This window comes from Vibrio metschnikovii CIP 69.14 (assembly GCF_000176155.1).
Classification (GTDB): Bacteria; Pseudomonadota; Gammaproteobacteria; order Enterobacterales; family Vibrionaceae; genus Vibrio; species Vibrio metschnikovii.
In genome coordinates this window covers 104,078-129,928 of the sequence record NZ_ACZO01000008.1, presented here as the reverse complement: position 1 = coordinate 129,928, position 25,851 = coordinate 104,078, and the positions used below count along the sequence as shown (strand labels likewise).

Below are 25,851 nucleotides of genomic sequence, written 5' to 3'. Positions count from 1 at the left end.
TTAAGCACCTTCTTAATATGTATTATCAGCGCCATTTTCGACATATATGCCAGTTATTCATTGGCTACTTTGTTTTTTCATTTTTACTGTTGTTTGCTTCTCGCTACGCTCTTTATTTGCATATTGAGCCTGGTTTGCCTGTTAATGATATAGTGAATGATATTCAACGTGCTTTTATGGTCGGCGCTCGATTTGATGCAAAAGTCACCGCGATTGCTTATGCCCCATTACTGTTAGTTGGCCTTGTATGCGCGGCATTTTCCCAAGCCTATTTACGCTGGTTAAGCTTATCGACTTACTACCATGCAGTAATTGTTTTATTGTATATCATTGGTGGAGTTGGTAATTATTACTACTACTTAACCTATGGTAGCCATATTGATTTATTTATTTTTGGCTTGATGGATGATGATTCAGTCGCGGTACTGACTAACTTATGGGGTGATTATCCGGTTATATACGGGGTGAGTTTAGCGTTAGTTATGGCTGGGATTGGTTACTACTTTGCCCGTTACCTGACACGTCTTAACTTATGGTCCTCGCAACAGCACTGGCATTGGAGTATTACTAGCTTAGCCGTCGTCTTCATGGTGGTCGGTGTGTTTTTACTGGCAAGGGGCTCGACGGGCAGTTTACCTCTGAAACGTTATCATGCCAGTGTCTCGGCTTATCAGCCATTAAATATGATCACCCCTAATGCCTTTATGGCGCTTGATTGGGCGCGCAGTGATTATACATCACGTGCTCACTTAGAACCGATATCTCAGCAAGTATTGCAGCAGCAAATGCAAAAGTTGTTGGGGCAGCCTGACGCGAATTATAAAACCCCTCACAATGACTATCTCGCTGATCATCCGCCTCATGTGGTTATCGCGATGATGGAAAGTATGGGGTTGAGCGTTTTAATTGAAGATGATCCAACCACAAACGATTTATTAGGTCGTTTTCGGGAGCATTATCGACACGATTTTCTGTTCGAGCGTTTTTTGGCGGGCACTTCCGCTACAATAGACAGTATCGTAATGATGCTAGTGCATAGCCCATTGGCGACGATCAGTCATTCTAATTGGCAAAAAATTCCCCTTCCAAGCTCGGCGGTATTGCCATATCAGCGGGCTGGCTATGATGTGGTTTTTGTCTATGGTGGTAACGGTATGTGGCGCAACTTAGCGAACTATTTACCCACTCAAGGTTTTGATCGCGTCTATGATGAAAATGACATTGTTGGTGCTTTCCCCCTTGCTGCCCAATACGCAGGGACTTGGGGTGTACCCGATGAGTTTACGTTTAAATTTACTCAGCAGTTATTAGATAAGGCTGAGCGGCCAACTCTTATTTACGTGATGACAGTCACCAATCACTCACCGTATCGGGTTCCAGCGTATTATCAACCTAAACCAACCACTCTTACTCCTCGTTTGCAAGAGATGCTAGGCTATAAAGGTAATCGAGACGCTCAAGAATTATTAAAAACGTTTCAGTATGCCAGTGATGCGGTGGGTCAATTTATCAGTGATATCAAGCAATCATCATTAAGTGATCAGGTGATCATGGCTGTGACGGGTGATCATCGTGTACGCTATACCGATATAGCCAGGCCTGGTGAGGCAGGGTTAACTCACGCGGTTCCCTTTTATCTTTATGTGCCACCATCGATTTTGGCGCACACCGAATTTAACTATCAGCCAGAGCGTATCGGTTCCCATCGAGATATTTTTCCAACCTTGTATCATTTTAGTTTGTCTGATCAAGCTTATGTTTCTTTAGGTGGAGAAAACTTACTTACTATAGGGGAGGTAAGTAATATCGGTTTCAATAGTGGTATGAGCATTAATGCCTATGGTGCTGTGAGTAACCATCCACCGTTTATCTTCCATCCTTGGCAAGGTGATGAGTCATTACTGACTGAACCGCAAGCCAGTGATGAGCAAACCTTTGATCGCCAATGGGGATTAGAATATCACCGATTACAAGAATACTTTTTGCGTTCTCAAGTATTACCGATGACACCATAATCGACGAAAGAACTCTGTGGGTTAATCTCGGCTTAACTCACAGAGTAATCTAAATGACTTTTTTGGCACTTAGTGCCTGTGCGACGACGGTAGGGACAAAGCCATCCACATTGCCGCCATGAATCGCAACTTCACGGACGATAGTCGATGAAATAAAAGCGTATTGTTCAGATGGCGTTAAAAAGACGCTCTCTAATCCCGGCATTAAACGACGATACATATTGGTCAGGCCAAATTCGTATTCAAAATCTACTGTGGTTCGTAGACCGCGGATCAACACGTTAGCTTGCTCTGCGCGAGCAAAATCGACCATCAAGCCGCTAAAGCCTTTGCTGGTTACGTTCGGTAAGTGCTGAGTCACTGCTTGAGTAAAGGTTACTCTTTCATCAAGGGTAAACATGGTATTTTTACTTGGACTTGCCGCGACAGCAATGATCACCTCATCGAACATGCTAGCTGCACGCTCAACAATATCAAGGTGCCCATTGGTGATAGGATCGAAAGTGCCGGGATAAATAACCCGAGAAATACGTTTTTGGCTCACGGTCGTGTTCTCATCTGTGAAAGCGGAGTTATCTGCCTAATAATGAATGAAAAAAAGCCAGATGTTGTTTAGCGCTGGCTTGGCAAGAGAAATCATTAATCATGCGTTGTTGTGCGCGCATCCCCATTTGTAGACGTTGTTGTGGTGCTTGATAGAGAACGCGAACTTTATCTGCAATGGCGGTTGGGTTTTGTACTGGCACAATAAAACCACTTTCACCATCAACCAATAATTCTTTACCGCCGCCCGTTGTGGTTACAATGGAAGGAATACCCATCGCCATAGCTTCAATAATAGTTTTAGGTAACCCTTCACCACTAATCGAAGGTTGAATTTGTACAGAGCTAGAAGCTAACAGCTCAGGAACATCGCTTCGGTAGCCGAGAAAATGAATACGTTCAGACATCCCACTTTGCTCAGCTAAGGCTAAATGTTGTTCAGTTTGCATGTCACGTCCTACAAGCAGTATATGCAGATTCACTAAATCAGCCAGTTGTTTTGCACTTTCAAGCAAGATATGGACACCCTTACTCGGCCGAGCATTGGCAATACAAATGATGCAAAATGCATCGTTAGGTAATCCTAATTCTTTCAATGAAGCAGGCTGAGCTTGATACCAAGCAATATCATGCCCTTTGTAAATTGTGACTACGCGGTCTTGATGCTTCCACACTCGTTTTTTTACGTCATCAGTAACGGCTTGTGCCACACAGCTGATACCATCAACTCTGGGGTGTAAATGGGTTAAATAGGCACTGGGGTCATGACGATATAATCCACCGACCGTTCCTCGATACGTCACCAATTTGGTCTGTTTAAAGCCGATACAAGCAAAGGCAGCATTGGGAATGGTTTTTGAATTCATGGCATAGACAATATCATAGTGATGAGCGTGTAACTCTGTACGCAGCCTTTTGATGGTCTTCCAGCAGATTTTTTTACTGGGATAAGCATCAATCACCTTGATACCGCTGTCACGAAAACGGGCTACATACGGTGCATTGCCTTGAGTCATTATCGTAAGTTGATGGCCTAATTTAACCATTTCAATGAACATTTCAGCTTCTGGACGAACGCTATTCCATGCATCTTTGTAAGAGCTAAAAATTAAAATTCTCATGTATATCTTACCTTTATGGTGTCCGCTTTATTTTCGTTAACTTTCAGTTTTTATGAACAGCAAGCATTGCTTTTCATTATTTCTGAGTAGAGCGTGTGATAACGCTGTGCAGTTTGTTCAATCTGAAAATCGCGTAACTTTTTCTCTCGTCCGATGGTTAATATGTCAACAAGATTTGGATCATGACGAACTTGCAAAATAGCCTGCGCTAATTCTTGGGCATCTCCGGGGGTAATTAATAAGCCAGAAACACGGTCTTCAATGATGTCTGGGATCCCTCCGGCTCGACTACCCACGACAGGTAACCCACTACCCATTGCCTCTAAAATCACAGAGCCTAACCCTTCACTGTAAGAGGGATGGATAAGCATATCAGCAGCAGCAAACCAATCACCCATATTGTTCTGCTTACCCATGAAATGGACATTTGTTAAACCTTTGGCTTGCTGTTCTAATGCTGGACGCTCTTTTCCATCTCCCAACAAAGCGAAATGAATGTCCGATTCTGAGTCCATTAATAGGCGAGCGGCTGCAAGCGTAACATCAAAACCTTTGTGATGAAGCATATTCGCCGCATGAATAACTAAGAATGGATGAGAAAATTGTTCACGAATCCGAGAGACTTGTTGCTGATTAATGGGATAACGAACTGGTGAGCTTGGGATGGTGACCACCTTTTTCAGCGGGTAGCGTAATAAAATTTGTCGACAAATTTCCTGACTTAACCCGACTAATGCGCTAGCCGAGCAGTAAGCTTGAGCTGCAAACCATCGTTCACTGAGAGGATTATCAATTCGACGAGTGATGATATAGGGTATTTTATACAACTGATATTGTAACCAAGCCCAATAAATCGCTCGTCCTTCGTGTACATGAATTAAATCTGAATCTTGTGTAATAGCTTTTCCGTGCTGAGTTAAAAAGTGTTTACAAGCAATTAATCGACAAGGTAGTTCTTTTACTCGTGAGTAAAAAAGACTTTTGGGGTTAGCAACAACGGTAAGTTGGTAACCTAACTTAATCTGCTGTTGAATCAGTAGTAGTGTTTGATTCTCACCACCATGATAACCAGAGGCGAGATTAACATGACAAATTTTCATGAGCGCTCTCTTTTTTGCTGGCGGACATAATCACGCAACCAAAGGTCTGCATAACGAGTAAATGTGGTGTTAGCACTTAAAATCGCCAGTAATAGTCCATGGCGACCATCTAAAAAGCCACGTTTAAGAATATACATTTTAAAAAAACGGAAAAAGCCATGTAATACCGCGCCAGTTAAGGTTGCGGATTTTTTACCTTCTCGTTGATCAACCCACGCTTTCATATAATGCTGAGTTTTTGCTGTGTATTGTGGTAGATACTCAAAAGTGTAGTGCTGTAAATAACCAGATAGAGACTTGAGTGTTAGATGAGAGGGAATTTCAACGCTTTCGTGCACTAAAGCCGTGTTATATTGTGTTTCACAAGTCCGATAAAGGCGAGTAACCCAATCAGGTGACCAGCCAGAATAATGAATTTGTTTACCAAAGGCCGTAGTTAAGCGATCGATCTGATACACAGTGTTGGGTTTATCATGTTTTACGGCTTGTAAAATACTCGCTTTCAATTCTGGAGTGACTCGCTCATCGGCATCTAGCCATAGTACATAATCTGCAGTTATGTAGGATTGGGCTAAACGGCGCTGAGATCCGAAGCCTTGCCAGTCTTTGTTCACAAAGAACTTGTCAGTAAAGCGACGAGCAATCGATTCTGTTGCGTCCTCACTACCAGAATCAAGAATAACAATCTCATCAACCCAATCAGCGACTGTCTCGAGGCAAGCTTGTAAATGTTTTGCTTCATTTTTGACGATTAAGGCGACAGCCAACGTCGGAGTGGATTTAGTCATTAAGTACTACACCTTTCATCATATGTTCAAATCTTTCAATCACTACGGATACCGTGATCTGTTGCATCAAATCCGTGCCTTTGGCCCGCGTGCTCCAAGCCAGCTCACTGAGAGATTTTGCCTGTTGTTTGATCACGTTATCCTCATAGACGCTGACGACATCCCCAATATTAAAATAAGGACCTGTGCGTTTGGGGTTACTGTGCGCATACAAGCCTAACACAGGCGTGCCTTGGGTTGTTGCAATATGAGCCGGCCCTGAATCAGGAGCAAGTACTAACTTAGCTTCACCCAGTACAGCAGTTAATTGTTTTAAGCTGGTTTTGCCTACCAAATTGATGACCGGCTGAGTCATTAATTCTGAGATTGTTGCTGCTAATTGAACTTCTCGTGGTGCAGGCGACCCGCATAGCACCACTTGATAACCTTGATTGGTGACATAATCGGCAAATTGGGCATAACGCTCGGTTAACCAATTTCGTTCATCTTTACTGGCAGCAGGACAAATCACCACACTTGGCTTATCGTGTAATTGTTGACGAGCAAAAGCTCGTTCTGGCTCGCCAATCGGCATTGACCACGTTGGGGCTGTGCGAGGTACACCGAGATACTCAACAAAGGCTAAAAAACTGTCTAAGACGTGAGTAGATTGATGATCAGCAATTTTACGGTTCGTAAATAACCACTGACCTTCTTTCGCTCGTTGGCGATGAAAGCCGACTTTGTATTGAGCGTGAATCCCTAACGTCAGTGAGCTGGCTCGCAGCGCAAGCTGCATATGGATAAGGGCGTCAAATCGTCGACCTTTTAACTGTCGCCAAACCGCTTTCATGCCGGCGAAGCCCGCTTTTTTATCGAAGATGATCAGCTCGACATTGTTTAAGCCTTGCAATAACTGGGCTTCAACTTTGCCAATGATCCAAGTCACTTTGGTGTCTGGCCAGTGTTTTTGCAGAGCTTGAACGGCGGCGACGGCATGACAGACATCACCTATCGCCGAAAGGCGTAAAAAACAGACAGACTGAGGTGGTGAAGAAAACAGGGACATGGAAAAAGCTCACTCATTAATGAGCCTAAATTATGCAGAGTCTGCCGATAAATGTAAAATAAGCCTTTTTGAATTCACCATAAAATGAGAGATATTCATCATGCAACCTCCCTTTAGCGGAAAACCTGGCGCAACAGGATTACGCCGCGTCATCAACGCGACCGGTTATTCATGGCAAGGGTTAAAAGCAGCTTTTCAACATGAAGCGGCTATTCGCCAAGAGTTGCTACTGTTGGTGATTGCTGGAGCGATTCTGTGCTTGCTCGATTTGCCTGTGTTGGAACGATTAGTCATGTTCTCCAGCGTCGTGCTGGTATTGATCGTCGAATTACTTAACTCAGCGATAGAAGCTGTGGTGGATAGGGTCGGTTCTGAGCGTCATGAGTTGAGTGGACGTGCGAAAGATATCGGCTCTGCGGCGGTAATGGTGACATTATTACTCGCAGGGCTTATCTGGAGTGTATTACTTTATGTTCATTATCTATAACAGGCGTTAAGGATCAGTCGTAATGATTAAACAATGCTCGCTCAAGCAGCAAATGATTTGGTATGACGACCAATGGGTCAGTGAGCCTCTTCACCATCTTTTTGATACCGACTATTGGCAATCTGAACAAAAAATCATTGGCAGTGCTAAGGGGCGGGGAACGACGTGGTTTGTTGCTATGCAGCATATAGAGGCGGCGTTGCGTCATTACCGTCGAGGTGGATTATTTGGCAAGGTAGTTAGCGATCAATATTGGTTTCAAGGATGGCATAAAACGCGCAGCTATGCCGAATTTCATCTGTTGGTACATTTACGTCAACAAGGAGTGAATGTACCTCGTCCGATAGCTGCGCGAGCGGTTAAGCGCGGACTGGTTTATCAAGCCGATTTATTGAGTGAAAAAATTACCAATGCCCGTGATCTGGTGGCGATTTTGCAGGAAAACCCGCTCGATGAGCGACATTATTTTTTAATAGGTCAACAGATTGCCAAGTTACATCGCGCCCAAGTCAATCATACCGACCTCAATATTCACAATATTTTAATCGATGATCAAGACAAGGTATGGATTATCGATTTTGATAAATGCTATCAGCAACCCGGTGAAAATTGGAAAGAAGCTAATTTACAGCGTTTGCTGCGCTCTTTTCATAAAGAACAGCAGCGATTTGGTATTCACTGGCAAACGCAGCAATGGCAGTCACTATTAGCGGGCTATGTTGAAGAAAAACGTTAATATCGGCATTGATAACGATCAGATGAGGAAGATAACTATTGCTCGCCAACTATCAAGGCACATCGTTTGTCTATAAACAAGTGGTTGAGGGGGAGGGGGAATAAAATCATCACGTATTAGCTTTGGTTATGTAATCTCTTTCTGCGCTATCCCAGTTTATTCCTTGTTTGATTTTTTTTGCTGGATTGCCGCCATAAATGCAAAAACTGTCATTGAGGCTGGTCACAACATTACTACCGGCAGCAATAACACAATTGGATGCAATCGTGACTCCTTTAATAACATTCACCCGAGAACAAAACCAAACGGAATCTTCCGTCTTGATTTCAGCGGGAGGATTAATGATAGTACCAACCGCATTTTCAGCGTAGATATGGTGCAAGTCATCATCAATTAACTGTACTTGCCAAGAAAGTAGATTATAGTCGCCGAATGTTATTTTATGGCAACAATAGACAGTACTTTCTGCTGACATGTTAAAGCGATTACCTAAAGTTAAACATGCATTTTTTTTGACAACAATTTTACCACCGTGACCAATTTTTGCTCGACCTTTAAAACAAATGGTACCTTGATTGTAGAAAATTGCCCGACTTCTTTGTTTATCAAAAATCGGTACATCGCCAAATCCAATTCTAATTCCAGCAACTTGTGTTTTTTCAGGCAAGATCACTTGACCAGACATTTTTTTGAGCACAGTACGATGAGAAACAAGTACTGGAAATGTGAATCCTCGCCAGCCAAAATAACGCAGGTTAAAATACAAACTTTTAGGAATCGCCATTAAGTAATCAAAGACTTTCATTTTAGATACGTTCTGCTAGGTTTCTGGTCTAGTATAGATTATACGATGGCCGTTCACGAGAAAATGGCCGTAAGAGTTCTTTCTAGTGCCCCTCGATTATTACTTACGACCTGCTCTGCTTGCTGTCCCTTCTCTCGTGCAACGTCAGGATGACTGAATAGCTCAATCAGGGTGTGTGCGATCTCTTGAGGGGAAGCGCAAAGGTGTAGCGCATTCGCCGCTAATAAAGCCTCTGTCACCTCACTGAAATTATAATAACTGGGACCATTAAGGATCGGCTTTGCTAACGCTGCTGGCTCTAGTGGGTTGTGCCCACCGACTTTATTACCCAATAAGCTGCCAGCCATAAAGCAAATATCGGCGCTACCAATCAAGGTCAACATCTCACCCATGGTATCTCCGAGATAAACCTGAGTGCACGTCTTGGTGTGCTGCGTTCGTCGACTAAGCGTAAAACCTTGTGATAAACAAAGCTCCGCGACAGAATCAAAACGTTCTGGGTGGCGTGGTACAAGGATCAGCAAAGCGTCTGGGTAAGAGCGCAATACTTGTCGATGAGCGTCTAAACAGAGCTCATCTTCACCTTTGTGGGTACTTGCGGCGATCCATATTGGGCGATGTGGACCCAACTGTTGACGAAGCTGCTCACCTGCTTGGATTACCTCATGATTGATATTTAGATCAAACTTTATTGAACCCGTGACCATGACTTTTTCTTTTGCAACGCCTAACCGTAAAAAGCGTTCTGCGTCACTTGGATACTGGCATAACAGCCTCGTGATATGAGAGGCTAGTTGATCAAAAACCACTTGAAACCGTTGATATCGCCGACAAGATCGTTCAGAAAGACGAGCATTAATTATGGTGATCGGAATTGAGCGTTGAGCAACACAGCGCAGCGTATTCGGCCATAATTCCGTTTCGATGATCAGTAGCTGGCTTGGTTGGACCACGTTTAAAAATCGACGTACACAGTAGGAAAAATCCAACGGCATATAGCGATGTTCAACCAGATTGCCTAATTTGGCAATTTGTTGTGCACCAGTACTGGTGGTCGTGGTAACAATGATCGATTGCTGTGGATTACGTTGCTTTATCGCATGAATGATCGGTGTGGCGGCTATCGATTCACCGACGGATACAGCATGAATCCAAATTGGATTTCCAGCATCATTGAGCTTTGGAGTACGCCCAAAATGTTCTGGCCAACGAGAACCAAAAGGTGGTTTACCTAGCTTACTTTTATACAATGAACGAAGCATAAAAGGCGCTGCGAGTAATAACAGTGCACTGTATAGCCAACGAATCAACACGTTATAGCTCCACACTTGACGACTCAAAAGTCTGCAAGGCCATGATCACTTGTTGTGGGGCTAACTCAGTTAAGCACTTTAAATGACCGTAAGGGCATTCACGTTTAAAGCAAGGACGACACTCTATGTCTGTATGAACAATAGCACTTTTCTCAGCTAATGGTGGCGTGTAGTGTGGGGAAGTTGAACCATAAACACCGATAACTTGGCAACCCGCCGCTCCCGCAACATGCATTAAGCCAGAATCATTGCTGATGACGGTTTGGCAGCAAGCGAGCAGATCAACGGCTTCAATTAAGCTAGTCTTTCCAGCCAAATCAACCAAGTTAGCCCTAAGCATTTCGGGAACCTGTTCAATAATCGCTTGGGTCGTCAAGCTGTCTTTTGCTGAACCAAATAACCATACCTGCTTACCTTGCTGCAGCAAATAGGTGGCAACTTGGGCGTAATGAGTGGTTGGCCACTGTTTGGCTGGACCAAATTCGGCGCCAGGGCAAAGGCCAACCGTATCACCTAGCGATAAAGAAAACTTCCTAGCGGTAGTTTGCTGTTGCTCTGGTGTAATGGTTAATTTAGGCTTTGGCAGCTTATCTAAACCCCCTAAAGCATCAGAGCCAGTCATGGTTGATTTATCGTAAGCCAGTGCCACATAGCGCTCAGTCATATATTGGAATTGTCTTTTGTTGCTCCGAATATCGTTTAAAAGACCATAGCGCATCTCTCCCTTCCAGCCTGTACGTTCAGGGATACGTGCAAACCAAGTGATCAGAGCTGATTTAGCGGAATTAGGCAGAACGTAGGCATGATCGTATTGACCACGCAAAGATAAGCCAAGGGCTCGACGAGCAAAAAATTGAAATTCACCATGCCCAAAAGGCAGTTCTAATGCGCGATGGACTTCAGGCATCCGTTCTAAAATCGGTTTACACCATGCGGGAGCCATAACATCAATCAAAGCGTCTGGGTGCTGCTGTTTAAGGGTAATGTATAAAGACTGTGACATCACCATATCGCCCACCCAAGATGGGCCAATGATTAGAATTTTCATGTTGTTTCTGTTATTAAATGCACGATGAGACATTGCTTTAAATTTGCTCATTTTCTAATGGTTCTATAGTGTAAACTAAACTTAATAGTGCAACCGTCATAACCGAGAAAAAAATGGTTCCAGAGTTGTGGCTAAACATTGCTTGAGTCAGCTGATAAAAAATAAATAACAGAATATGCACAATCACTAATTGGGAAACTAATTGATGCTTAGGATTTCGCGGGTTGACGTAACGAGAAGCACTTAATTTTAATGGTATCAGAAATAGGGCTAATAGAGCGGTCAAACCAACTAAACCACGAATCGACAGGTCTTCTAAATATTGGTTATGTGCATGAGAAAAAAAGTTGTGAGCAACTTTGTAGTCAATAAGACCCTGATCGCCATGTATTTTTTGCAGCGTGTAACGTTCTACTTCACCAACGCCAATGAGCGGAGAAGTTTTAAACGTCAGTAGGGCGTTTTTCCACAGCTCGAATCGTATGCCTAATGACGAGTATCGATTATCTTGCTCATACTGTTGAATCTCATGCACTGCCGTGGCGACACGGTCTTGTACACGGTCAATCGATGAAATAGTTAAGGCAATGCCAATAGTGATTACTGAGATGATCACAATTATCTTTTTATTCAACAATGACTTATTGGCCCAGAGTAAATAAAGTAAGACAAAAGGTACCGCAATCCATGCTCCTCTACTTCCTGATAGAAAACTCGCCAGCACCCCACCAAAACTACCTAGTAAACTGACGATGAGCAAAGTGAATTGACGTGTTTTTAAAGCATAAAAACTGATTGCTAGGGCAAGAAAACCTAACGTCATTGCCATATTGCCAGATTGAATCGGCATATAACCTCTCAGCCACCAATGGCTATTTTGCCCAGTAAATGCCCGTGAGAAGTCCATATGGTAAACATGAATGATAGAGATAATTCCAGCGATTATCGCCCCGATGCATAATGAATAAAAAAACCATTGAGATCGAATTCGAAAGTGAATTAGCATAAATAAAATGGGTAGAACAAGAATAAATCGACTCGCCTGATCTAAATCTGATAGCTTTCCATCATAAACAAACCAAGATAGAAGATAAGAAGCAAAGTAAGCAATAAATGTAATACTAATAATGATAACAGGACGAGTAAAGGTGGCTTTTTTTACCCAATAAGAGCACGTTAGCAGTGAAGTAATCAGAAGCAAAATAGCTGGATAATTGTAGCCTTTACCGAGCGCTAAACAAAATACTGGGAAGCTGCATAGGACTAAAGAAATTAGATTATTATAGCGCGTATTATATGGTTTTATCATCAGCGTTCACTTATATAAGTTATACTTTTTTCACTTTCAACGATAGTGTATGAGTGATTTTTGTTGCTGCATATCTGTAATGCAGGATGGCCATTGTCCATCATAGCAACAGATGTGTATTTATCGATTTGCATTATAAGGATTAACCTCTGAATCAGGGCGCGTTTTTAACAGACGTAAAATCCACATATATTGCTCTGGACGCTCGGTGACATATGCTTCAATACACTCATTCATCATTCGTGCGTCTTGTTGTTCATCACCTGTTGGAAAAGGCAAAGGGGGATAAAAATCCAGTTCATAACCCCCTGTGTCGGTGTTAAACATCGCGAACAGAGGAACAATTTTCGCTTTACTAAGGCTTGATATGCGGCCCAATCCAGCAATGGTCGCTTTTTGAGTGGCAAAAAAATCGACAAACACACTGTGCTCACGACCTAAATCTTCATCGGGTAAGTAGTAGCCTAAATAACCGTCTTTACGAACCGATTTTATAAATGGCTTAATACCGACACTACGATCGTAAACTCGCCCACCGTATTGCACACGCTGTTTGTGCATCAACCAATCGGAAAGTAGATTACTCTGGCTTTTTGCCATCGCTGAAACCGGTAATCCACGTGAAGCAAGCAAAATGGCCGGAATATCAATTGACCAAGTGTGTGGGACGAGAAGAATTACGTTCTCACCCTTTGCTAGTACCTGTTCAACATGCTCCAAACCACGCACGGTCGTTTGTTTTTCTAGCCACTGTTTACTTCTGAGTGTTGTCGAAGCAAAACTCATCAAAAACATCGTTGAAGTGACGTACATTTTGCTCAGAATAGCTTCTCGTTCAGACTCAGTTTTATCTGGAAAGCACATCGCCAAATTCACTCTGGCGCGGTTATTGGCTTTACTTTTTACGTTAACGGCTAAACGAGCAAGTCCACTTGCTATAGCACGTTTAAAGCCAGTAGGTAGAAAGCTGATCAGACAAGCGATGATAATCGCTAGCCACGTTCCCCAGTAACGAGGGTGAAAAAAACGCCATTGAAACCTTGGATTATAGGCGTATTGATCAAAGTCATTGCGTGGTAAAGACATAAACTACCCAGTATAAAAGCGAGAATATTGTTTGAATTATCAGAAAAGTATAGCAGCTCCCTACAGTACGGAACAGAAACAATCTGACAAAATGATAGGCAATGCTCTGTATAACGTTACGATATAAAAGGCGCCGTGATGGTCGCGGCGCAATTGTTGCACCACGACTATGCAAGAGTAGGAGTAAGGTTAAATCGTATTAAAGACTAATCACTACCAAACAAATCACGGGTATACACTTTACTAGCACAATCTTTGAGATCATCGGTCATACGGTTAGAGACAATCACATCAGCCGCTTGCTTAAACGCATTTAAATCGTTGATCACTTGTGAATGGAAGAAGTGACTCTCTTTGAGTACCGGCTCATAGACAATCACTTCAATTCCTTTGGCTTTTAAGCGTTTCATGATCCCTTGAATACTTGAAGCGCGGAAATTATCCGATCCCGTTTTCATGATCAGCCGATAGATACCAACCACCTTGGGATTACGTTTTAGTATTGAATCGGCAATAAAATCTTTACGAGTACGGTTCGCATCGACAATCGCGCCAATAATATTATTCGGTACCGCTTGATAGTTTGCTAGCAGTTGTTTGGTATCTTTGGGGAGACAATAGCCGCCATAGCCAAATGAAGGGTTGTTGTAGTGGTTACCAATTCGCGGATCCAACCCTACACCTTCAATAATTTGTCGGCTATCTAAGCCATGCACTTCAGCGTAAGTATCGAGTTCATTAAAATAAGCCACACGCATAGCAAGATAGGTATTAGAGAACAATTTTACCGCTTCGGCTTCGGTTGAGTTGGTCAACAGTACGGGAACCTGATCTTTGATCGCTCCCGCCAATAATAGATTGGCAAACACTTGCGCCCGCTCACTCTGTTCACCGACAATAATACGAGAAGGATACAAATTATCGTATAAGGCTTTTCCTTCACGCAAAAATTCAGGTGAAAAGAGAATATTCTCACACTGGAACTGCTGTTTAGCCTGTTCTGTATAACCAACCGGAACGGTAGATTTGATGACCATCACCGCATTAGGATTGATTGCCATCACATCACGAATAACCGCTTCAACAGAGGCGGTATTGAAATAGTTTGTCGTTGGGTCATAATCTGTTGGCGTGGCAATAATCACAAAATCAGCGTCTTGATAAGCTTGGACTTTATCAAGAGTCGCAACAAAATTAAGATTTTTGTTACGCAGAAAATCCTCAATGTCGTGGTCAACAATGGGCGATTGCTTCTGGTTGAGCATCGCGACTTTTTCTTCAATAATATCGACAGCAACCACCTGATTGTGCTGAGCGAGCAACATGGCGTTTGATAAGCCCACGTAGCCTGTTCCTGCAACGGCTATTTTCACAGTATCATCCTCTCTCAATAAAATTAATGGTTGATGATCGCCATATACTCAGCGACGCCTTCAGCAACGGTTTTGAACGTCACGTCACAACCCGTGGCGCGTAATTTGGTTAAATCCGCTTGCGTATATTCTTGGTAAGCACCTTTTAGATGCTCAGGGAAGGGAATGGTTTCTACTTGGCCTTTTCCATGATGCTTAATGACGGCATTGGCGACTTCATTAAACGATTCTGCATTACCGGTACCGCAGTTAAAAATGCCCGATACGCCACTGTCCATAAACCATAAGTTGACCGCTGCGACATCGCCAACATAAACAAAATCGCGTTTAAAGTGTTCGCTACCCGCAAACAGCTTTGGATTTTCCCCAGCGTTCATTTGATTATTTAAGTGAAAAGCGACCGAGGCCATTGAACCTTTGTGCTGCTCACGTGGGCCGTAGACGTTAAAGTAACGAAAGCCAGTAATTTGCGATAGCTTCTCTTTATGCTCGGCAGCGTCTTGCCATAGGCGGCGGACATAGTTATCAAATTGCTGCTTGGAATAACCGTAAACGTTTAATGCACCTTCATATTGTGGCTCTTCAATAAAGGTATCGGTATCGCCATAGGTTGCCGCCGAGGAAGCATAAAGGAATGGGATTTCACGGTCGAGGCAGTAATGCAGTAGCTCTTTAGAGTATTCATAGTTATTGAGCATCACATATTTGCCATCCCACTCGGTCGTCGCAGAGCACGCGCCTTCATGAAATACGGCATCAATTGGGCCAAAATCATCCCCGGCCATAATCTGGGTCAGAAAATCATCACGATCCATATAGTCGGCAATGTTTAAGTCGACTAAATTTTTGAACTTACGGCCATTTTTTAAATGGTCTACCACTAAAATATCGCTAATGCCGCGTTCATTCAGGGCCTTGATAATATTGCTGCCAATCATGCCAGCACCGCCAGTGACGATGATCATAACCTGTTCTACCTTATGCTAAAAAGTCTCACAAAATAGTAGCAGGAAAGGGGGAGGTGGGGAAGGTTTAGGAATCTAGGACCTAGGTTCATAGGCCCTAGATCCTAGATCCCTATTTCCTTTATTCTTCTAACCATACCCACGTATAAGGTTGGCGCTTCAGCAAGTCTTGTTGATCTTGCTGGGCAGCGATATTTTTTAGGAGTGGGATGATATCTACTTTGGGGTCAAAAAGATTTTCGCTTCCGCCTTGTAAATTCTGATGCTGATATAAAAATGCTTCACGTACTTCTACAGAGTTGCTGATCAACAACGATACTGAAGTCGTTGCGGTATTTTCTGCCAACCCTTGATCGAGGTTTGGTTTGTTAAACGATAATATAGGTAGCGTAGCTTGAATCGGAGTATAGAATACTTGTCTTAGGCTTACGGATGAGCTTGCACGTAGTTTTGCATCTAATACTGTTCGTTGGATACCATCGTTAGCTGATAACTCACCAGTATTAACGATTAAACATTGACGCGACTCATTCAAAGTACAAGCCTCTAGTATTGGCGTTTCAGCTTGTGGAAGAGGATCCAGAACTTGGTCAGCACTTAGGCTTGCACCTGCGTTTGTTGTACCTTGGGCTACATGCTGTATACCCCAGTAGTATGGGTGACCATTGACGTTTTGCTGACCCTGTAAATAGAGATAGTAATTATTATCACCAATGCTATCGGTATAACTAAACTTATCATGAATTACTTCACCGTTTTGAATAAATGGCTGCCATAAATAAGCATAATTGGCACTGGGTAGTTGTTTTTTCCCATTCACAAATAGAAATGCATTTTCAACATTAATATCCGTAGGTGACTCCCATGGAGCATTTCGGTGAACTAATAGATCAAGTTTTATTGGATTTCCTGAAGTACCCGTTTGCGTAAAAGGGGTAAATTTAAATCCAAGGAGGGATTTAATTGCTTTGCTTTCACTGTCGGTTTCATAATTTATTGCTAGCAAAGGACGATCTTGTGAGAGAAACGTTATTGGTTCGATATCTGGATTATTTAGTAGATAAAACTTTGTAATATCGTCTAAGTTTTGATAGGCGGTATTAAAACCGGACAGTGGTTCACCAGACACCCTTTGAATCCGCCCTTTTACTTCAAATTCCCGTGGATTTGCGCTATTAGGCGTTAAACACGAGGTTATATTCCCCTCGGTATAGACAGAAAATGCGTCAGGTAATAAAGATTTTGCAAAAGTCGTTACATTAGTTCCGAAGTTTTCAAAGATGACAAAACTCAAATAACCATCATTAGGGATTTCACGTTGTGCAAATTGGAGTTGATTGGTATTGAGACCACTTCCCCTAAAATGCTGCCGTACACTGCCATCCGCATTATGAATAAATACTTCATATTGCCTTGTAGGAGTATTTATTGGCTGGGTGCGATAGGCGATAATTTTATCGCGTGATCCATTTTCTTTTTTAGGACCATACCCAAAAACTTGGCAGTTACCAACAGTAGCTTGTAAACCAGTCCCTAAAAAATTAATCGTATAGTTTTTTACCGGCGGCGCCGGGTTGCCAGAGTTGCCGCTTTCTCCACCGCCGCAGCCGAATAGGGTAAGGGCGATAGCGCTGGTTATAATTTGTTTTTGCATAGTATGAAGTCTCTGAATGTCGCCTATTGACGTTGCCGAATCTCATTGATAAAAACAAAGCAAAAATCGGACCATAAAAAGATCTTAGGGCCTAGGACATAGGCAAAGCAGGCCCTAGGAAGAACAAAATCTAGAACCTAGAACCTTCTATCGACTCACTGGTTTTTCATACCATGGGCTTCTTGCGTCCGTCATACCAAATAAACTATGTTGACGACCGAGCATTTGCCCACCATCACGTTGAATCGGCATCCAACTGATCGCCGCGCGGTTGGTATTATGTTTCGCCGTCATCATCTCTAGTGGGACTGAGATATAAAAGCCTTTAGTAAAGCTTCCTTCGCCAAATTCATCAGCAGAGAGGTCGGTTTTCGCCGCGAAAGCGCCGACAATCACGCCACTGGCAAACTGCTTAGAAAACTCGACAGTCACGCCAATATCTTCCGCCAAATAACGTCCAGCACTGACTTTTAATAAGCTGTTATCCAGTAATGACCAAAATTGCGGCTGCCAATATAACGTGGCATGGCCAGTGGCAGTACCGGTTTGCACTCGATAAGTATCTTGGTGATCCCGTTGAACTTCGTCATGATAAATCCCAAAGACTGATCCCGCTTCACGCTGCGCGACGTAGTTAATATCAACCCCAAATGCCCAGTTGTCATTAAGTGGTCGATAAAGCCATTCGGTTCCGACACCGGCAAACATGTTTTCTAAATAACCGCCATAGAACTGGTTATAGACACCGTGACCTAAGTGATCAAAGTAAGTTAACTGAGCATGGTTAACTCGTATCGTATCTTCTAAATACTCTCGACCGAGTGTACGAACGCGTTTTAAATCGGTACCATCGGGTGGCACGATGTAGTTAAATTTATCGTAGTTATCGTAAATATTGCCGTATAAGCTGCCAGACAGTAGCCAGTGATCATTTAAGCGCCAACTGGCATCCGCACGTACACCAATCGAAAAAAGATAGAAACTTTCTGCCCCGCCAAACGATTGTTGTAGTAATGGAGCTAACCCAAAATCCCACGCTTTATCTTGATGCGTGTGTTGTTCACCGACAATCGGCGACGGCTCTTGTAATGTGGTTGCATCACCAATATGGCTACCAATATAGGCTTGGTTCAGCACTTGATGGGCTTGTTCGCGGTTAATAACGACTTCAGTTAATGGCTGTTGATTACGCGTTTCAATGATCCGCACTTCATCGGTATCAATGCCACTATTAAGCACAACGCGTGCGACTCGTTCATGGGCTTCTTGGCGATCTCGATAGCGTTTTTGTTCGCCTGTCACTGTCACTGCGTCATCACTTTGGTAGAGTCGAACCGATTGATAACCCGCGACTTGAGCTACTTCTTCGGTCAAGGCTTGCCATTCTTCGTTGCTGAGCTGGGTGCGAGGTTCATTGGGTTGATAAGCGGGTTTGGGTTCATCAAGCCACAATGGTTTAATATAAGAGAAATTGCTGTGCAGCCTAACTCCTAGATTAACCGTATTACCTCGTTCATAACTAAGGCGTACACTGGCCCAATCGGTCACCGCATAATTAAGCCCAAAATTCCATGGCGTTGATTGGGTCATTAAGGTTTTGCCCCTTTCAACCGGAAAATCACTGCGATAATCATTACCATCGTATTCGATTTTTAAGGTCAACGGCTGATAAGGAGTCTGATATTCAATGCCACCAAACAGAGCCATGCAGCCGGTAAACATGCGTTCTACATCAAAACTGCCCCCATTCGCTTTATAGTTGGTGTCTCGACCACAGTCAGCAGATAACGATTTATCGCCGCGTAGATTAGCTCGGTTACCGACATATCCCCAGCCAATGCCGAGGGTAACATCAAGAGGTCCCCAGCGTTTACTGGCTGCTAGGTATTCCCCATCAAATAGCCCTGTGCCTGCAAAGTCTTGAAAGCCAACGGAAATTTGAGGTAGCCAGTAGCTCTCTTCCAATAAACGCATTTTGATATCAAACGACTTGTCGGTGTATTTGGTATTACCGCTAAAAGAAGGATCGTTGCTATACAATAGATCGTGTGCTTGGGCGTAACGAGCGGTGGTTTCTAACCATGGAAAAAGCTGGACAGAAACGGTATAGAAATCATAGGCATCGTTATGATTAAAACCGACGCTAAATTCCCCTTCCGGCTGCATGCGTGCGCTGGGCATTTGCATTAATCCAGTACCACCAAAATTCGATTGTGTGTACGTATGTGCGGTGGCGGGGAGGGCCAACAATAAGACACCAGTGTAGCTTAAATATTTAAAGAAACCGTTAGTTAACATCATCATGGTTACTCAGTGGGCAAAAGGTGGCGAAGCAATTCAACCACTTGCTGATTGGTTTGATCTAACTCAGAGCGTGACAGAGAAGCGAGCAGGCTGCGCGTAAAAGGTACGTAGATAATGGCACCGGGCTGAACGGGTAGAGGCTGCGATTGCCAATAGCCAACCGGGTGAGATTGCACGTCGCCGTTCGGCTGAATCACCATCACGGCACTTAATCTAGGATTTATCCACTGTGCTTGCTGGGCATAATCTTTGGCACTGAAATTGGCTTGCCACTCAAAGCGGGTTGGCTCGTTAACTGCGCCCCATACCGAAACATTCGTTTGGTCGCTGAGCAGCGGTAAATGAAGGGCAAAATGGCCCTTCAATAACGGGTTGTGCCGATCAACAACACGAATCACATCCGGATCAAGAGGGATAAACTCACGCTGAGCAAATTCACTGCGTCGCAATTGGTTACGTAACTGCTCCCAAGCTCGGGCTTGATCCGCAGAGATATTGTCTTGTTGCAGGGCCAATTGTTTTAATACTTGCGCTTGATGAGCAAAAGGAGCATTGAGCATAAACAAAGCGGCGCGCTGCCAATCGACCTGTAAGGTACTTAAGGTAGGTTGTTGGGCGTGCAGTGCCTCCATCATCATCGCCTCTAAACGTACTGGGCCTTCGGCAACCAAATTAAGCATCGGTGGAGCGGTTGAAATCGCCACTTGTGCGCTAAAGGTTGAATCATTGCTACGAGAGCTTGCAATAGGATGAGAAACCGGTGTGCTTGCCAAACTAGATTGACTAACCAGAAGCCAGAATGGCATGAACAATAACGCAAAGCGCATGGTTTATTCTCCTGCAAAAGGTTTAGCAATGGATAAGGCCAGTTGAGACCCGTTTGGTCCCAAACGCTGTTCACTGGCAATCACTTTGCCGCTCGTTGGATTTAGCCAATAGTGATTGGTATAGCGTTGCTTGATCAGTGGCAATGAAACTTGCTCCTCGACCCAAATCAGTGATTGAGTGCCATTAGGCAAGGCTTTTTCTTGTTGCGGATGAATAATAAATGTCGAAACCGCGGGTTGCTGATGACGCTGAGTATCTTGCCAACTTAATTGATAACGCCAAGTTTTCGGTGTGCTATCGAGCAACAGATTCAGACTCAGTGGATCGGGTTCGCTGGCATAGAGATGTTGAAGGTTGCCGACCACCAAATTAACCGTTTTGGTAATGCGTCCCGCTTCAGTAACAATGAGCTCTTGCTGAGCGGAAATCCATTTTAAAGCCAGTGCATCATGTTGACCGGGTTCATCCCAAGCTAACACTAACAGAGCATGAGGCGCGTTATCTAAGCTAGCAAATAAAGACGCATAAGGCAGCGTTTGGGCGTAATCCACGGTAGCGCGTTCATCACTGACCCCAAACAGTGCCACTGAGAGTGTTTCTGAAATATGTTGCGTTTGCGGCGCACAACCGCTAAGCGCAAGCGTAACAATAAGCAAGCCGTGATGGGCTAAGCGCATATCACAATCCTTAATACAGGCAAGTCGACAAAGAATAACGGTAATGTGGTGAGTTAATCAATGCTATCAACGGGATGATGAAATCGTGTATACATAACCTATTAAAATAGATACCGTTAGAAAAAGAAAACCGCAATAGAGCGGCTTTCTGTATTAGGTGCGATCAGTCATTATTTTTACTTTTGCACACTAGCGTTTGAAGCGTTTGTGCCAGGTGTACCATTGTCACTAGCGGCTACCGCTGCTACCGCTACTGCTGCTGCCATTACTGCTGCTGCGGTGCTTGCTGCCACGCCGCCAGCCGCTGCGCCAGCGCCTGCAGCGCCTGCAGAACCTGCGCCAGCCGTTGCTGTAGTACCAGTTGTGCTACCCGCAGTACCTACTGTTTCAGCTGCAATTGCACCTTGTGCCATTGCGAATGTTGCCAGCAAAACCATTGCTGTTTTTTTCATAAGTTTCTCCATGGATTTTTAAGGGTTAAAATAACATCGATGTTATGAAATGACAGGCATTCCGCGCCCATTGTAAGTACAAAAAAAAGCATTTGTAAACACAATACCTGTTAATGATAATTTAGTTGATTAAATAACCATTCATGAGCTTGATGATTGCTTTTAGTGTGATGGTTGTCACGTTTTGTTGGTTGGGAAGTGTTTGCTTATCAACGCCAGTTTGTGATGTAATCCTGCGCTGAATTAATTGTTCCAACCCAATGCTTTAATTAGCAGCAGTAAATCTGGCTTTCATTTTCTGTTTAAGTTTGGCAACAAGGTTTTCAAACTAATTACAATGATTGCCCGGAATGCGTGTGACAGCGTAGGGCGGTAGCATGCCTAAAAATGAAGCAATGTGATGTTCAGTCATCTTTTGTTGCTAACTCAGACTTGGCAATCAAAGCCAAGCAATAATAAAGTATAGAACCACACGGTTCATTTACCAATAAGAGTTATTTAAATATCATGGCAAACACCTATATTTCAGGCATTAGCGCCCTAACGTCAGGCCGATGCATTCCCCCTCTTTTAGCACTTGCAACCTGTTTTGCTGGCGCATCTGCTCATGCTGATACTTACTTCGGTTTTAACGGCCTCTATAGTAGTAGTGAGTTTCGTAGCCAAACTTGGCAAGAAGCTTCTCCCCTTTTAGCACAAGCGCAAATTGGTTATTTTTTCAATGATTATCTTGCTATTGAAGTCCGCCACGCTGCGAGTGTTAAGCGTGATGCAGGTTTAGCCATTGATAGCCTCTCAAGTGCCTTTATCAAAGCCAATATCCCCGTAACTCCTCGTACTTCAGTTTATGCCCTTGGCGGTTACAGCTATGTGAGTGCTGATTATCGCAATCAATCACATTATGACGACAGCATAAGTTTTGGTTTGGGGGTTCACTATGCGTTGAGCTCAACCAGTGCCATCACCAGTGAGTGGATTAACTATTTGCATGGTGATGATGTTCGTTTAAGCGCACTTCAGCTGGGTATTCAATTTAAATTTTGATTGAAAAGATTCTAGGTAAAAGCGAAAGCAAGGTCCTAGGAAAAACCAGGGCCTAGGAAAGAGCAGGTCCTAGGGAAAACCAAAACCTAAAACCCCAGAACCTAAAGAACCAAAAAACCCTAGAACCTAGGATCCTAGAACCTAGGAACTTAAAAACCCAACCATCGGAAACTACCATGTTTAAAGGACGCTTTACCCTTTTTGCGCCGCTATTACTTTGTTTATTAGCTAGCCAAGCTATTGCTCAAGGTCCAACGCCAGCACAGATCAACATGTTTCAAAATCTTCCAGCCAGTCAGCAACAAGCGCTAGCGGATCAATTTGGTGTTGATTTATCGCAGGCACAAGCACAAGCGACAAATAGCGAGTCGCCTAGTCAGCTAGAAGAGGCTGCAACGCAAGAACCAAGAGACTCAGAAGATGATGAGCTGAATAAAAACAAAGAAAATAATGGCAAAGCGAATGGTTTAAAGCGCTTTGGCTTGGGTTTATTTGCCTCTTCGCCTTCTACCTTTGCTCCGACGAATGACTCCCCTGTACCCAGTGATTATCCTGTCGGCCCTGGAGATGAAATTGTCGTGCAACTGTTTGGTAAAGTGAATGTTACGCATCGGTTGTTGGTTAACCGGGAAGGGGTGATCAATTTTCCTACTTTAGGCCCTATCTCTGTGGCAGGGTTAGCTTTTAGTGATGTGAGAGCTAGCATTACGCAACGCGTTCAAGAGCAAATGATCGGTGTGCGTAGCGATATCACTTTAGGCCAATTACGTAGTATGCAGATTTTTGTAATGGGTGAAGCACATAAACCGGGTGCTTATACCGTGAGTGCTTTAACTACCCTATCACAAGCGATTTATCACAGTGGTGGTTTTAACAACAGTGGTGCATTACGTAACGTTCAGCTTAAACGTGATGGTCAAGTCGTGCAAATTTTAGATATGTACGATCTGTTACTGAAAGGCGATACCAGCAGTGATGTCCGCCTACTGCCGGGTGATGTGGTTTGGATTGCTCCGGTAGCCGATGTGGTAACCATTGAAGGACAAGTGCAACGTCCTGCTATATATGAGATCAAGTCGGGAGAAACCTATCAAGATTTAATCGCCATGGCAGGCGGATTGCGTATCAATGCCTTTGCTGAGCGTAGTCAAGTTAAACGTTTATTGTCAGGAGAAAGTGTCGAACTGATTGACCTCAATTTGACCGATATCCGTGTACTCAATCAACCTGCTCGTCGCGGTGATATTCTTACGGTTGCCACCCGCACTAATCCTTTAACTAATGTAATACAAGTGATAGGGGATGTGAGTCATCCAGGATTGCTCGAGTGGCGTGATGGCATGACTATTAGCGACGTCTTTCAATCTCAAGACAGCGCTTTTAATCCAACGGCTGATTTAGATTATGCGCTGGTGGTTAGAGAAATTAATCATCAACGTGACATTAAAGTTTTACAATTTAGCCTAGCGGATGCGTTACTCAATCCTGCAGGAAAAAATAATCTCTCGCTTAATAATGGCGATCAACTGATTATTTTTAGCCGTAATGGTGTTGATCGCGATAACGGCACCACAGAAGAAACCATTCAATCTTTAGATCAAGCTCAGCGTCAAGCTCGTCAAGATAAACAAGAGATCAGTGCCCAGTTAGTTATAGATAGTAACCAAGCCACCAATTCACGTCGTGCGCTATTAACCCCTGTACTGTTTCGCTTACAACAACAAGCACGTTACGGCGAGCCAGCACCAATTGTTGAGCTCGTGGGTGAACTGCGTTACCCAGGTCGTTACCCGATAACTCAACAGCATGATTTAAACTGCTTACTTACTGCTGCTGGTGGTTTAACCGCCAATGCTTACAGTGCCCGTGCTGAGCTAACCCGCGCAGCGATTAACCAAGCGGATAACCGAGCCAATATTGAGCAAGTTAACTTAACCGCCGTGCTTAATGGGGATTATCAAGTGGTCGTTAAGCCACGAGATAGGCTAAGCGTATTTGAACGACCAGATGTCCGCCAGCAAAATACCATCACGCTACAAGGTGAAGTTCGCTTCCCGGGGAATTATACCGTACTGCCTGGGGATACCTTAGCGCAAGTGATTGAACGTGCGGGTGGTTTGACCGAATTTGCTCACCCACAAGGTGCAGTATTTACCCGCGAAGCATTGCGTTTGCAAGAGCAAAAACTGCTTACTCAATACGCTGCAGATATGCGCCGCGAAGTCGCCAAAAAAAGTTTTAATGCCGATAGTCGTGTTTCAAGTGTAATATCTAATCCAGATAAAACCTTAGCCTTTATTGAAGAAGCGACCAAGAGTCGCGCCCTAGGGCGTATGGTAGTACAACTCGATGAAGTGATTGCTGGTCAGCCAAGTGCCAACTTTATGCTCGAAGATGGTGACTTTTTATACGTGCCTAAATTCCGTAATACCATTTCGATCATGGGTGAAGTACAAGTGGGGATCACCTACTTACTCGACCCAAGTTTAACCGTGAAAGATTACATCAACCGCGCCGGTGGTATTAAGAAGCAAGCGGATGAAGGGCGTATTTTCGTGGTCCGTGCTGACGGCTCGGTCTTTACCCCCAACACCAGTTTCTGGTTCGGTCGCCGCAATGAAACGTTAAACCCAGGTGATACGATTGTTGTCCCAGTGGATACCGATTACCGCGATGCACTTAACGTCTGGACCGCTGCGACGCAAATCTTGTATCAAACCGGTGTAGCGGTCAATGCGTTGAAGTAATAGACACGAGAGCGTTGCTAACGCAACTTACTAGAGCGGCCTAACGGCCTGCTAGAATCTAGCTTCTCGCAGTCGCGCAGCGACGCTCTAGCAGGGCGAAGTCCGCTCTTAGTCTAGACACGAGAGCAACGCTCTAGCAGGGCTCTATATCTGATAAGGATCACCCATGCGCTTTGAACAACTGGATGTTTGGAAAAGAGCATCACGACTCTCATGTCAAATATATCAAATGACAGAGTCAGTCAGTAATTGGGGATTTAAAGACCAAATCACTCGTTCTGGACTTTCAGTTCCTTCTAATATTGCAGAGGGTGAAGAGCGCGAAACCCTAAAAGATCAAATTCGTTTTTTGTACTATGCCAAAAGCTCACTTGGCAGGGAAATCGCATGAATATGCCTATTTTTAAA

At 43.8% G+C, this 25,851-nt stretch carries 23 protein-coding genes; 6 read left to right on the top strand and 17 right to left on the bottom strand.

What is annotated here, in order from left to right; translation table 11 throughout:
* The first annotated feature begins 17 nt into the window (after positions 1–17).
* The gene (locus VIB_RS16010; RefSeq protein WP_004397470.1) at positions 18–2,015 is read left to right on the top strand and encodes an LTA synthase family protein; all 1,998 of its coding nucleotides are present in this window, start codon (positions 18–20) and stop codon (positions 2,013–2,015) included.
* A 49-nt stretch (positions 2,016–2,064) separates the two neighbouring features.
* On the opposite strand, the gene coaD is transcribed toward VIB_RS16010, so the two are convergent.
* The 5 genes from coaD to VIB_RS15985 are packed head-to-tail and all read right to left on the bottom strand — an operon-like array spanning position 2,065 to position 6,615.
* Positions 2,065–2,559, bottom strand: a complete 495-nt coding sequence (coaD, locus tag VIB_RS16005; RefSeq protein WP_004397467.1) for a pantetheine-phosphate adenylyltransferase — start codon at positions 2,557–2,559, stop codon at positions 2,065–2,067.
* A 28-nt stretch (positions 2,560–2,587) separates the two neighbouring features.
* On the bottom strand, positions 2,588–3,679 hold the full coding sequence (locus VIB_RS16000) for a glycosyltransferase family 4 protein (protein WP_004397465.1): 1,092 nt from the start codon (positions 3,677–3,679) through the stop codon (positions 2,588–2,590).
* Positions 3,680–3,729: 50 nt separating this feature from the next.
* Positions 3,730–4,779 carry a glycosyltransferase family 4 protein gene (locus tag VIB_RS15995; RefSeq protein ID WP_004397464.1) on the bottom strand — a complete coding sequence of 350 codons (1,050 nt, stop codon included), beginning with the start codon at positions 4,777–4,779 and terminating at the stop codon, positions 3,730–3,732.
* Complete coding sequence (locus tag VIB_RS15990; protein WP_004397462.1) at positions 4,776–5,567, bottom strand: glycosyltransferase family 2 protein; 792 nt, start codon at positions 5,565–5,567, stop codon at positions 4,776–4,778. Before VIB_RS15990 ends, VIB_RS15995 begins: the two co-directional genes overlap by 4 nt.
* Positions 5,560–6,615: a glycosyltransferase family 9 protein gene (locus VIB_RS15985; protein WP_004397461.1), complete on the bottom strand. Its 1,056-nt coding sequence runs from the start codon at positions 6,613–6,615 to the stop codon at positions 5,560–5,562. Before VIB_RS15985 ends, VIB_RS15990 begins: the two co-directional genes overlap by 8 nt.
* Positions 6,616–6,715: 100 nt before the next feature.
* On the opposite strand from VIB_RS15985, the gene VIB_RS15980 reads away from it, so the two are divergent.
* The gene (locus VIB_RS15980; RefSeq protein ID WP_040905696.1) at positions 6,716–7,102 is read left to right on the top strand and encodes a diacylglycerol kinase; all 387 of its coding nucleotides are present in this window, start codon (positions 6,716–6,718) and stop codon (positions 7,100–7,102) included.
* A gap of 22 nt (positions 7,103–7,124) precedes the next feature.
* Entirely contained in the window at positions 7,125–7,838 is a 714-nt protein-coding gene (locus VIB_RS15975; RefSeq protein WP_004397459.1) for a 3-deoxy-D-manno-octulosonic acid kinase, read from the top strand.
* A 109-nt stretch (positions 7,839–7,947) separates the two neighbouring features.
* On the opposite strand, the gene VIB_RS15970 is transcribed toward VIB_RS15975, so the two are convergent.
* The 12 genes from VIB_RS15970 to VIB_RS15915 form a co-directional block, all read right to left on the bottom strand.
* Entirely contained in the window at positions 7,948–8,643 is a 696-nt protein-coding gene (locus tag VIB_RS15970) for an acyltransferase (RefSeq protein ID WP_004397457.1), read from the bottom strand.
* A 53-nt stretch (positions 8,644–8,696) separates the two neighbouring features.
* The gene (gene waaA / locus VIB_RS15965; protein ID WP_004397455.1) at positions 8,697–9,956 is read right to left on the bottom strand and encodes a lipid IV(A) 3-deoxy-D-manno-octulosonic acid transferase; all 1,260 of its coding nucleotides are present in this window, start codon (positions 9,954–9,956) and stop codon (positions 8,697–8,699) included.
* 1 nt (position 9,957) lies between these two features.
* Positions 9,958–11,004 carry a lipopolysaccharide heptosyltransferase II gene (gene waaF, locus VIB_RS15960; protein WP_083797804.1) on the bottom strand — a complete coding sequence of 349 codons (1,047 nt, stop codon included), beginning with the start codon at positions 11,002–11,004 and terminating at the stop codon, positions 9,958–9,960.
* Positions 11,005–11,041: 37 nt separating this feature from the next.
* A complete protein-coding gene (locus VIB_RS15955; RefSeq protein WP_004397453.1) occupies positions 11,042–12,313 on the bottom strand; it encodes an O-antigen ligase family protein in 1,272 nt (423 codons plus the stop codon).
* 120 nt (positions 12,314–12,433) lie between these two features.
* On the bottom strand, positions 12,434–13,399 hold the full coding sequence (gene lpxM / locus VIB_RS15950) for a lauroyl-Kdo(2)-lipid IV(A) myristoyltransferase (RefSeq protein WP_004397451.1): 966 nt from the start codon (positions 13,397–13,399) through the stop codon (positions 12,434–12,436).
* A 206-nt stretch (positions 13,400–13,605) separates the two neighbouring features.
* Positions 13,606–14,772, bottom strand: a complete 1,167-nt coding sequence (locus VIB_RS15945; protein ID WP_040905694.1) for a nucleotide sugar dehydrogenase — start codon at positions 14,770–14,772, stop codon at positions 13,606–13,608.
* Between the two features lie 23 nt (positions 14,773–14,795).
* On the bottom strand, positions 14,796–15,737 hold the full coding sequence (gene rfaD, locus VIB_RS15940; protein ID WP_004397449.1) for an ADP-glyceromanno-heptose 6-epimerase: 942 nt from the start codon (positions 15,735–15,737) through the stop codon (positions 14,796–14,798).
* 121 nt (positions 15,738–15,858) lie between these two features.
* Entirely contained in the window at positions 15,859–17,391 is a 1,533-nt protein-coding gene (locus tag VIB_RS15935; protein ID WP_004397448.1) for a hypothetical protein, read from the bottom strand.
* A gap of 147 nt (positions 17,392–17,538) precedes the next feature.
* Positions 17,539–19,695 (bottom strand): YjbH domain-containing protein, encoded by a 2,157-nt coding sequence (locus VIB_RS15930; RefSeq protein WP_004397447.1) that lies wholly within the window; start codon positions 19,693–19,695, stop codon positions 17,539–17,541.
* A 2-nt stretch (positions 19,696–19,697) separates the two neighbouring features.
* Positions 19,698–20,522 (bottom strand): capsule biosynthesis GfcC family protein, encoded by an 825-nt coding sequence (locus tag VIB_RS15925; RefSeq protein ID WP_004397446.1) that lies wholly within the window; start codon positions 20,520–20,522, stop codon positions 19,698–19,700.
* Between the two features lie 3 nt (positions 20,523–20,525).
* Entirely contained in the window at positions 20,526–21,200 is a 675-nt protein-coding gene (locus VIB_RS15920; protein ID WP_004397445.1) for a YjbF family lipoprotein, read from the bottom strand.
* A gap of 176 nt (positions 21,201–21,376) precedes the next feature.
* On the bottom strand, positions 21,377–21,652 hold the full coding sequence (locus tag VIB_RS15915) for a hypothetical protein (protein WP_004397444.1): 276 nt from the start codon (positions 21,650–21,652) through the stop codon (positions 21,377–21,379).
* Positions 21,653–22,159: 507 nt separating this feature from the next.
* On the opposite strand from VIB_RS15915, the gene VIB_RS15910 reads away from it, so the two are divergent.
* The 3 genes from VIB_RS15910 to VIB_RS15900 all read left to right on the top strand — a co-directional run bounded on the left by VIB_RS15910 (position 22,160) and on the right by VIB_RS15900 (position 25,834).
* Entirely contained in the window at positions 22,160–22,696 is a 537-nt protein-coding gene (locus tag VIB_RS15910) for an outer membrane beta-barrel protein (protein WP_050782774.1), read from the top strand.
* A 176-nt stretch (positions 22,697–22,872) separates the two neighbouring features.
* Positions 22,873–25,443, top strand: a complete 2,571-nt coding sequence (locus VIB_RS15905; RefSeq protein WP_004397438.1) for an SLBB domain-containing protein — start codon at positions 22,873–22,875, stop codon at positions 25,441–25,443.
* Between the two features lie 166 nt (positions 25,444–25,609).
* Complete coding sequence (locus VIB_RS15900; protein WP_083797802.1) at positions 25,610–25,834, top strand: four helix bundle protein; 225 nt, start codon at positions 25,610–25,612, stop codon at positions 25,832–25,834.
* The last annotated feature ends 17 nt before the right edge of the window (positions 25,835–25,851 follow it).

Bases quoted from the DNA above. Each gene is read 5' to 3' on its own strand.
- VIB_RS16010 (WP_004397470.1), top strand. From the start codon at position 18: ATGTATTATCAGCGCCATTTTCGACATATATGCCAGTTATTCATTGGC.
- VIB_RS16000 (WP_004397465.1), bottom strand. From the start codon at position 3,679: ATGAGAATTTTAATTTTTAGCTCTTACAAAGATGCATGGAATAGCGTT.
- VIB_RS15995 (WP_004397464.1), bottom strand. From the start codon at position 4,779: ATGAAAATTTGTCATGTTAATCTCGCCTCTGGTTATCATGGTGGTGAG.
- VIB_RS15990 (WP_004397462.1), bottom strand. From the start codon at position 5,567: ATGACTAAATCCACTCCGACGTTGGCTGTCGCCTTAATCGTCAAAAAT.
- VIB_RS15985 (WP_004397461.1), bottom strand. From the start codon at position 6,615: ATGTCCCTGTTTTCTTCACCACCTCAGTCTGTCTGTTTTTTACGCCTT.
- VIB_RS15980 (WP_040905696.1), top strand. From the start codon at position 6,716: ATGCAACCTCCCTTTAGCGGAAAACCTGGCGCAACAGGATTACGCCGC.
- VIB_RS15975 (WP_004397459.1), top strand. From the start codon at position 7,125: ATGATTAAACAATGCTCGCTCAAGCAGCAAATGATTTGGTATGACGAC.
- VIB_RS15970 (WP_004397457.1), bottom strand. From the start codon at position 8,643: ATGAAAGTCTTTGATTACTTAATGGCGATTCCTAAAAGTTTGTATTTT.
- waaF (WP_083797804.1), bottom strand. From the start codon at position 11,004: ATGAAAATTCTAATCATTGGCCCATCTTGGGTGGGCGATATGGTGATG.
- VIB_RS15955 (WP_004397453.1), bottom strand. From the start codon at position 12,313: ATGATAAAACCATATAATACGCGCTATAATAATCTAATTTCTTTAGTC.
- lpxM (WP_004397451.1), bottom strand. From the start codon at position 13,399: ATGTCTTTACCACGCAATGACTTTGATCAATACGCCTATAATCCAAGG.
- rfaD (WP_004397449.1), bottom strand. From the start codon at position 15,737: ATGATCATCGTCACTGGCGGTGCTGGCATGATTGGCAGCAATATTATC.
- VIB_RS15935 (WP_004397448.1), bottom strand. From the start codon at position 17,391: ATGCAAAAACAAATTATAACCAGCGCTATCGCCCTTACCCTATTCGGC.
- VIB_RS15930 (WP_004397447.1), bottom strand. From the start codon at position 19,695: ATGATGATGTTAACTAACGGTTTCTTTAAATATTTAAGCTACACTGGT.
- VIB_RS15925 (WP_004397446.1), bottom strand. From the start codon at position 20,522: ATGCGCTTTGCGTTATTGTTCATGCCATTCTGGCTTCTGGTTAGTCAA.
- VIB_RS15920 (WP_004397445.1), bottom strand. From the start codon at position 21,200: ATGCGCTTAGCCCATCACGGCTTGCTTATTGTTACGCTTGCGCTTAGC.
- VIB_RS15915 (WP_004397444.1), bottom strand. From the start codon at position 21,652: ATGAAAAAAACAGCAATGGTTTTGCTGGCAACATTCGCAATGGCACAA.
- VIB_RS15910 (WP_050782774.1), top strand. From the start codon at position 22,160: ATGGCAAACACCTATATTTCAGGCATTAGCGCCCTAACGTCAGGCCGA.
- VIB_RS15905 (WP_004397438.1), top strand. From the start codon at position 22,873: ATGTTTAAAGGACGCTTTACCCTTTTTGCGCCGCTATTACTTTGTTTA.
- VIB_RS15900 (WP_083797802.1), top strand. From the start codon at position 25,610: ATGCGCTTTGAACAACTGGATGTTTGGAAAAGAGCATCACGACTCTCA.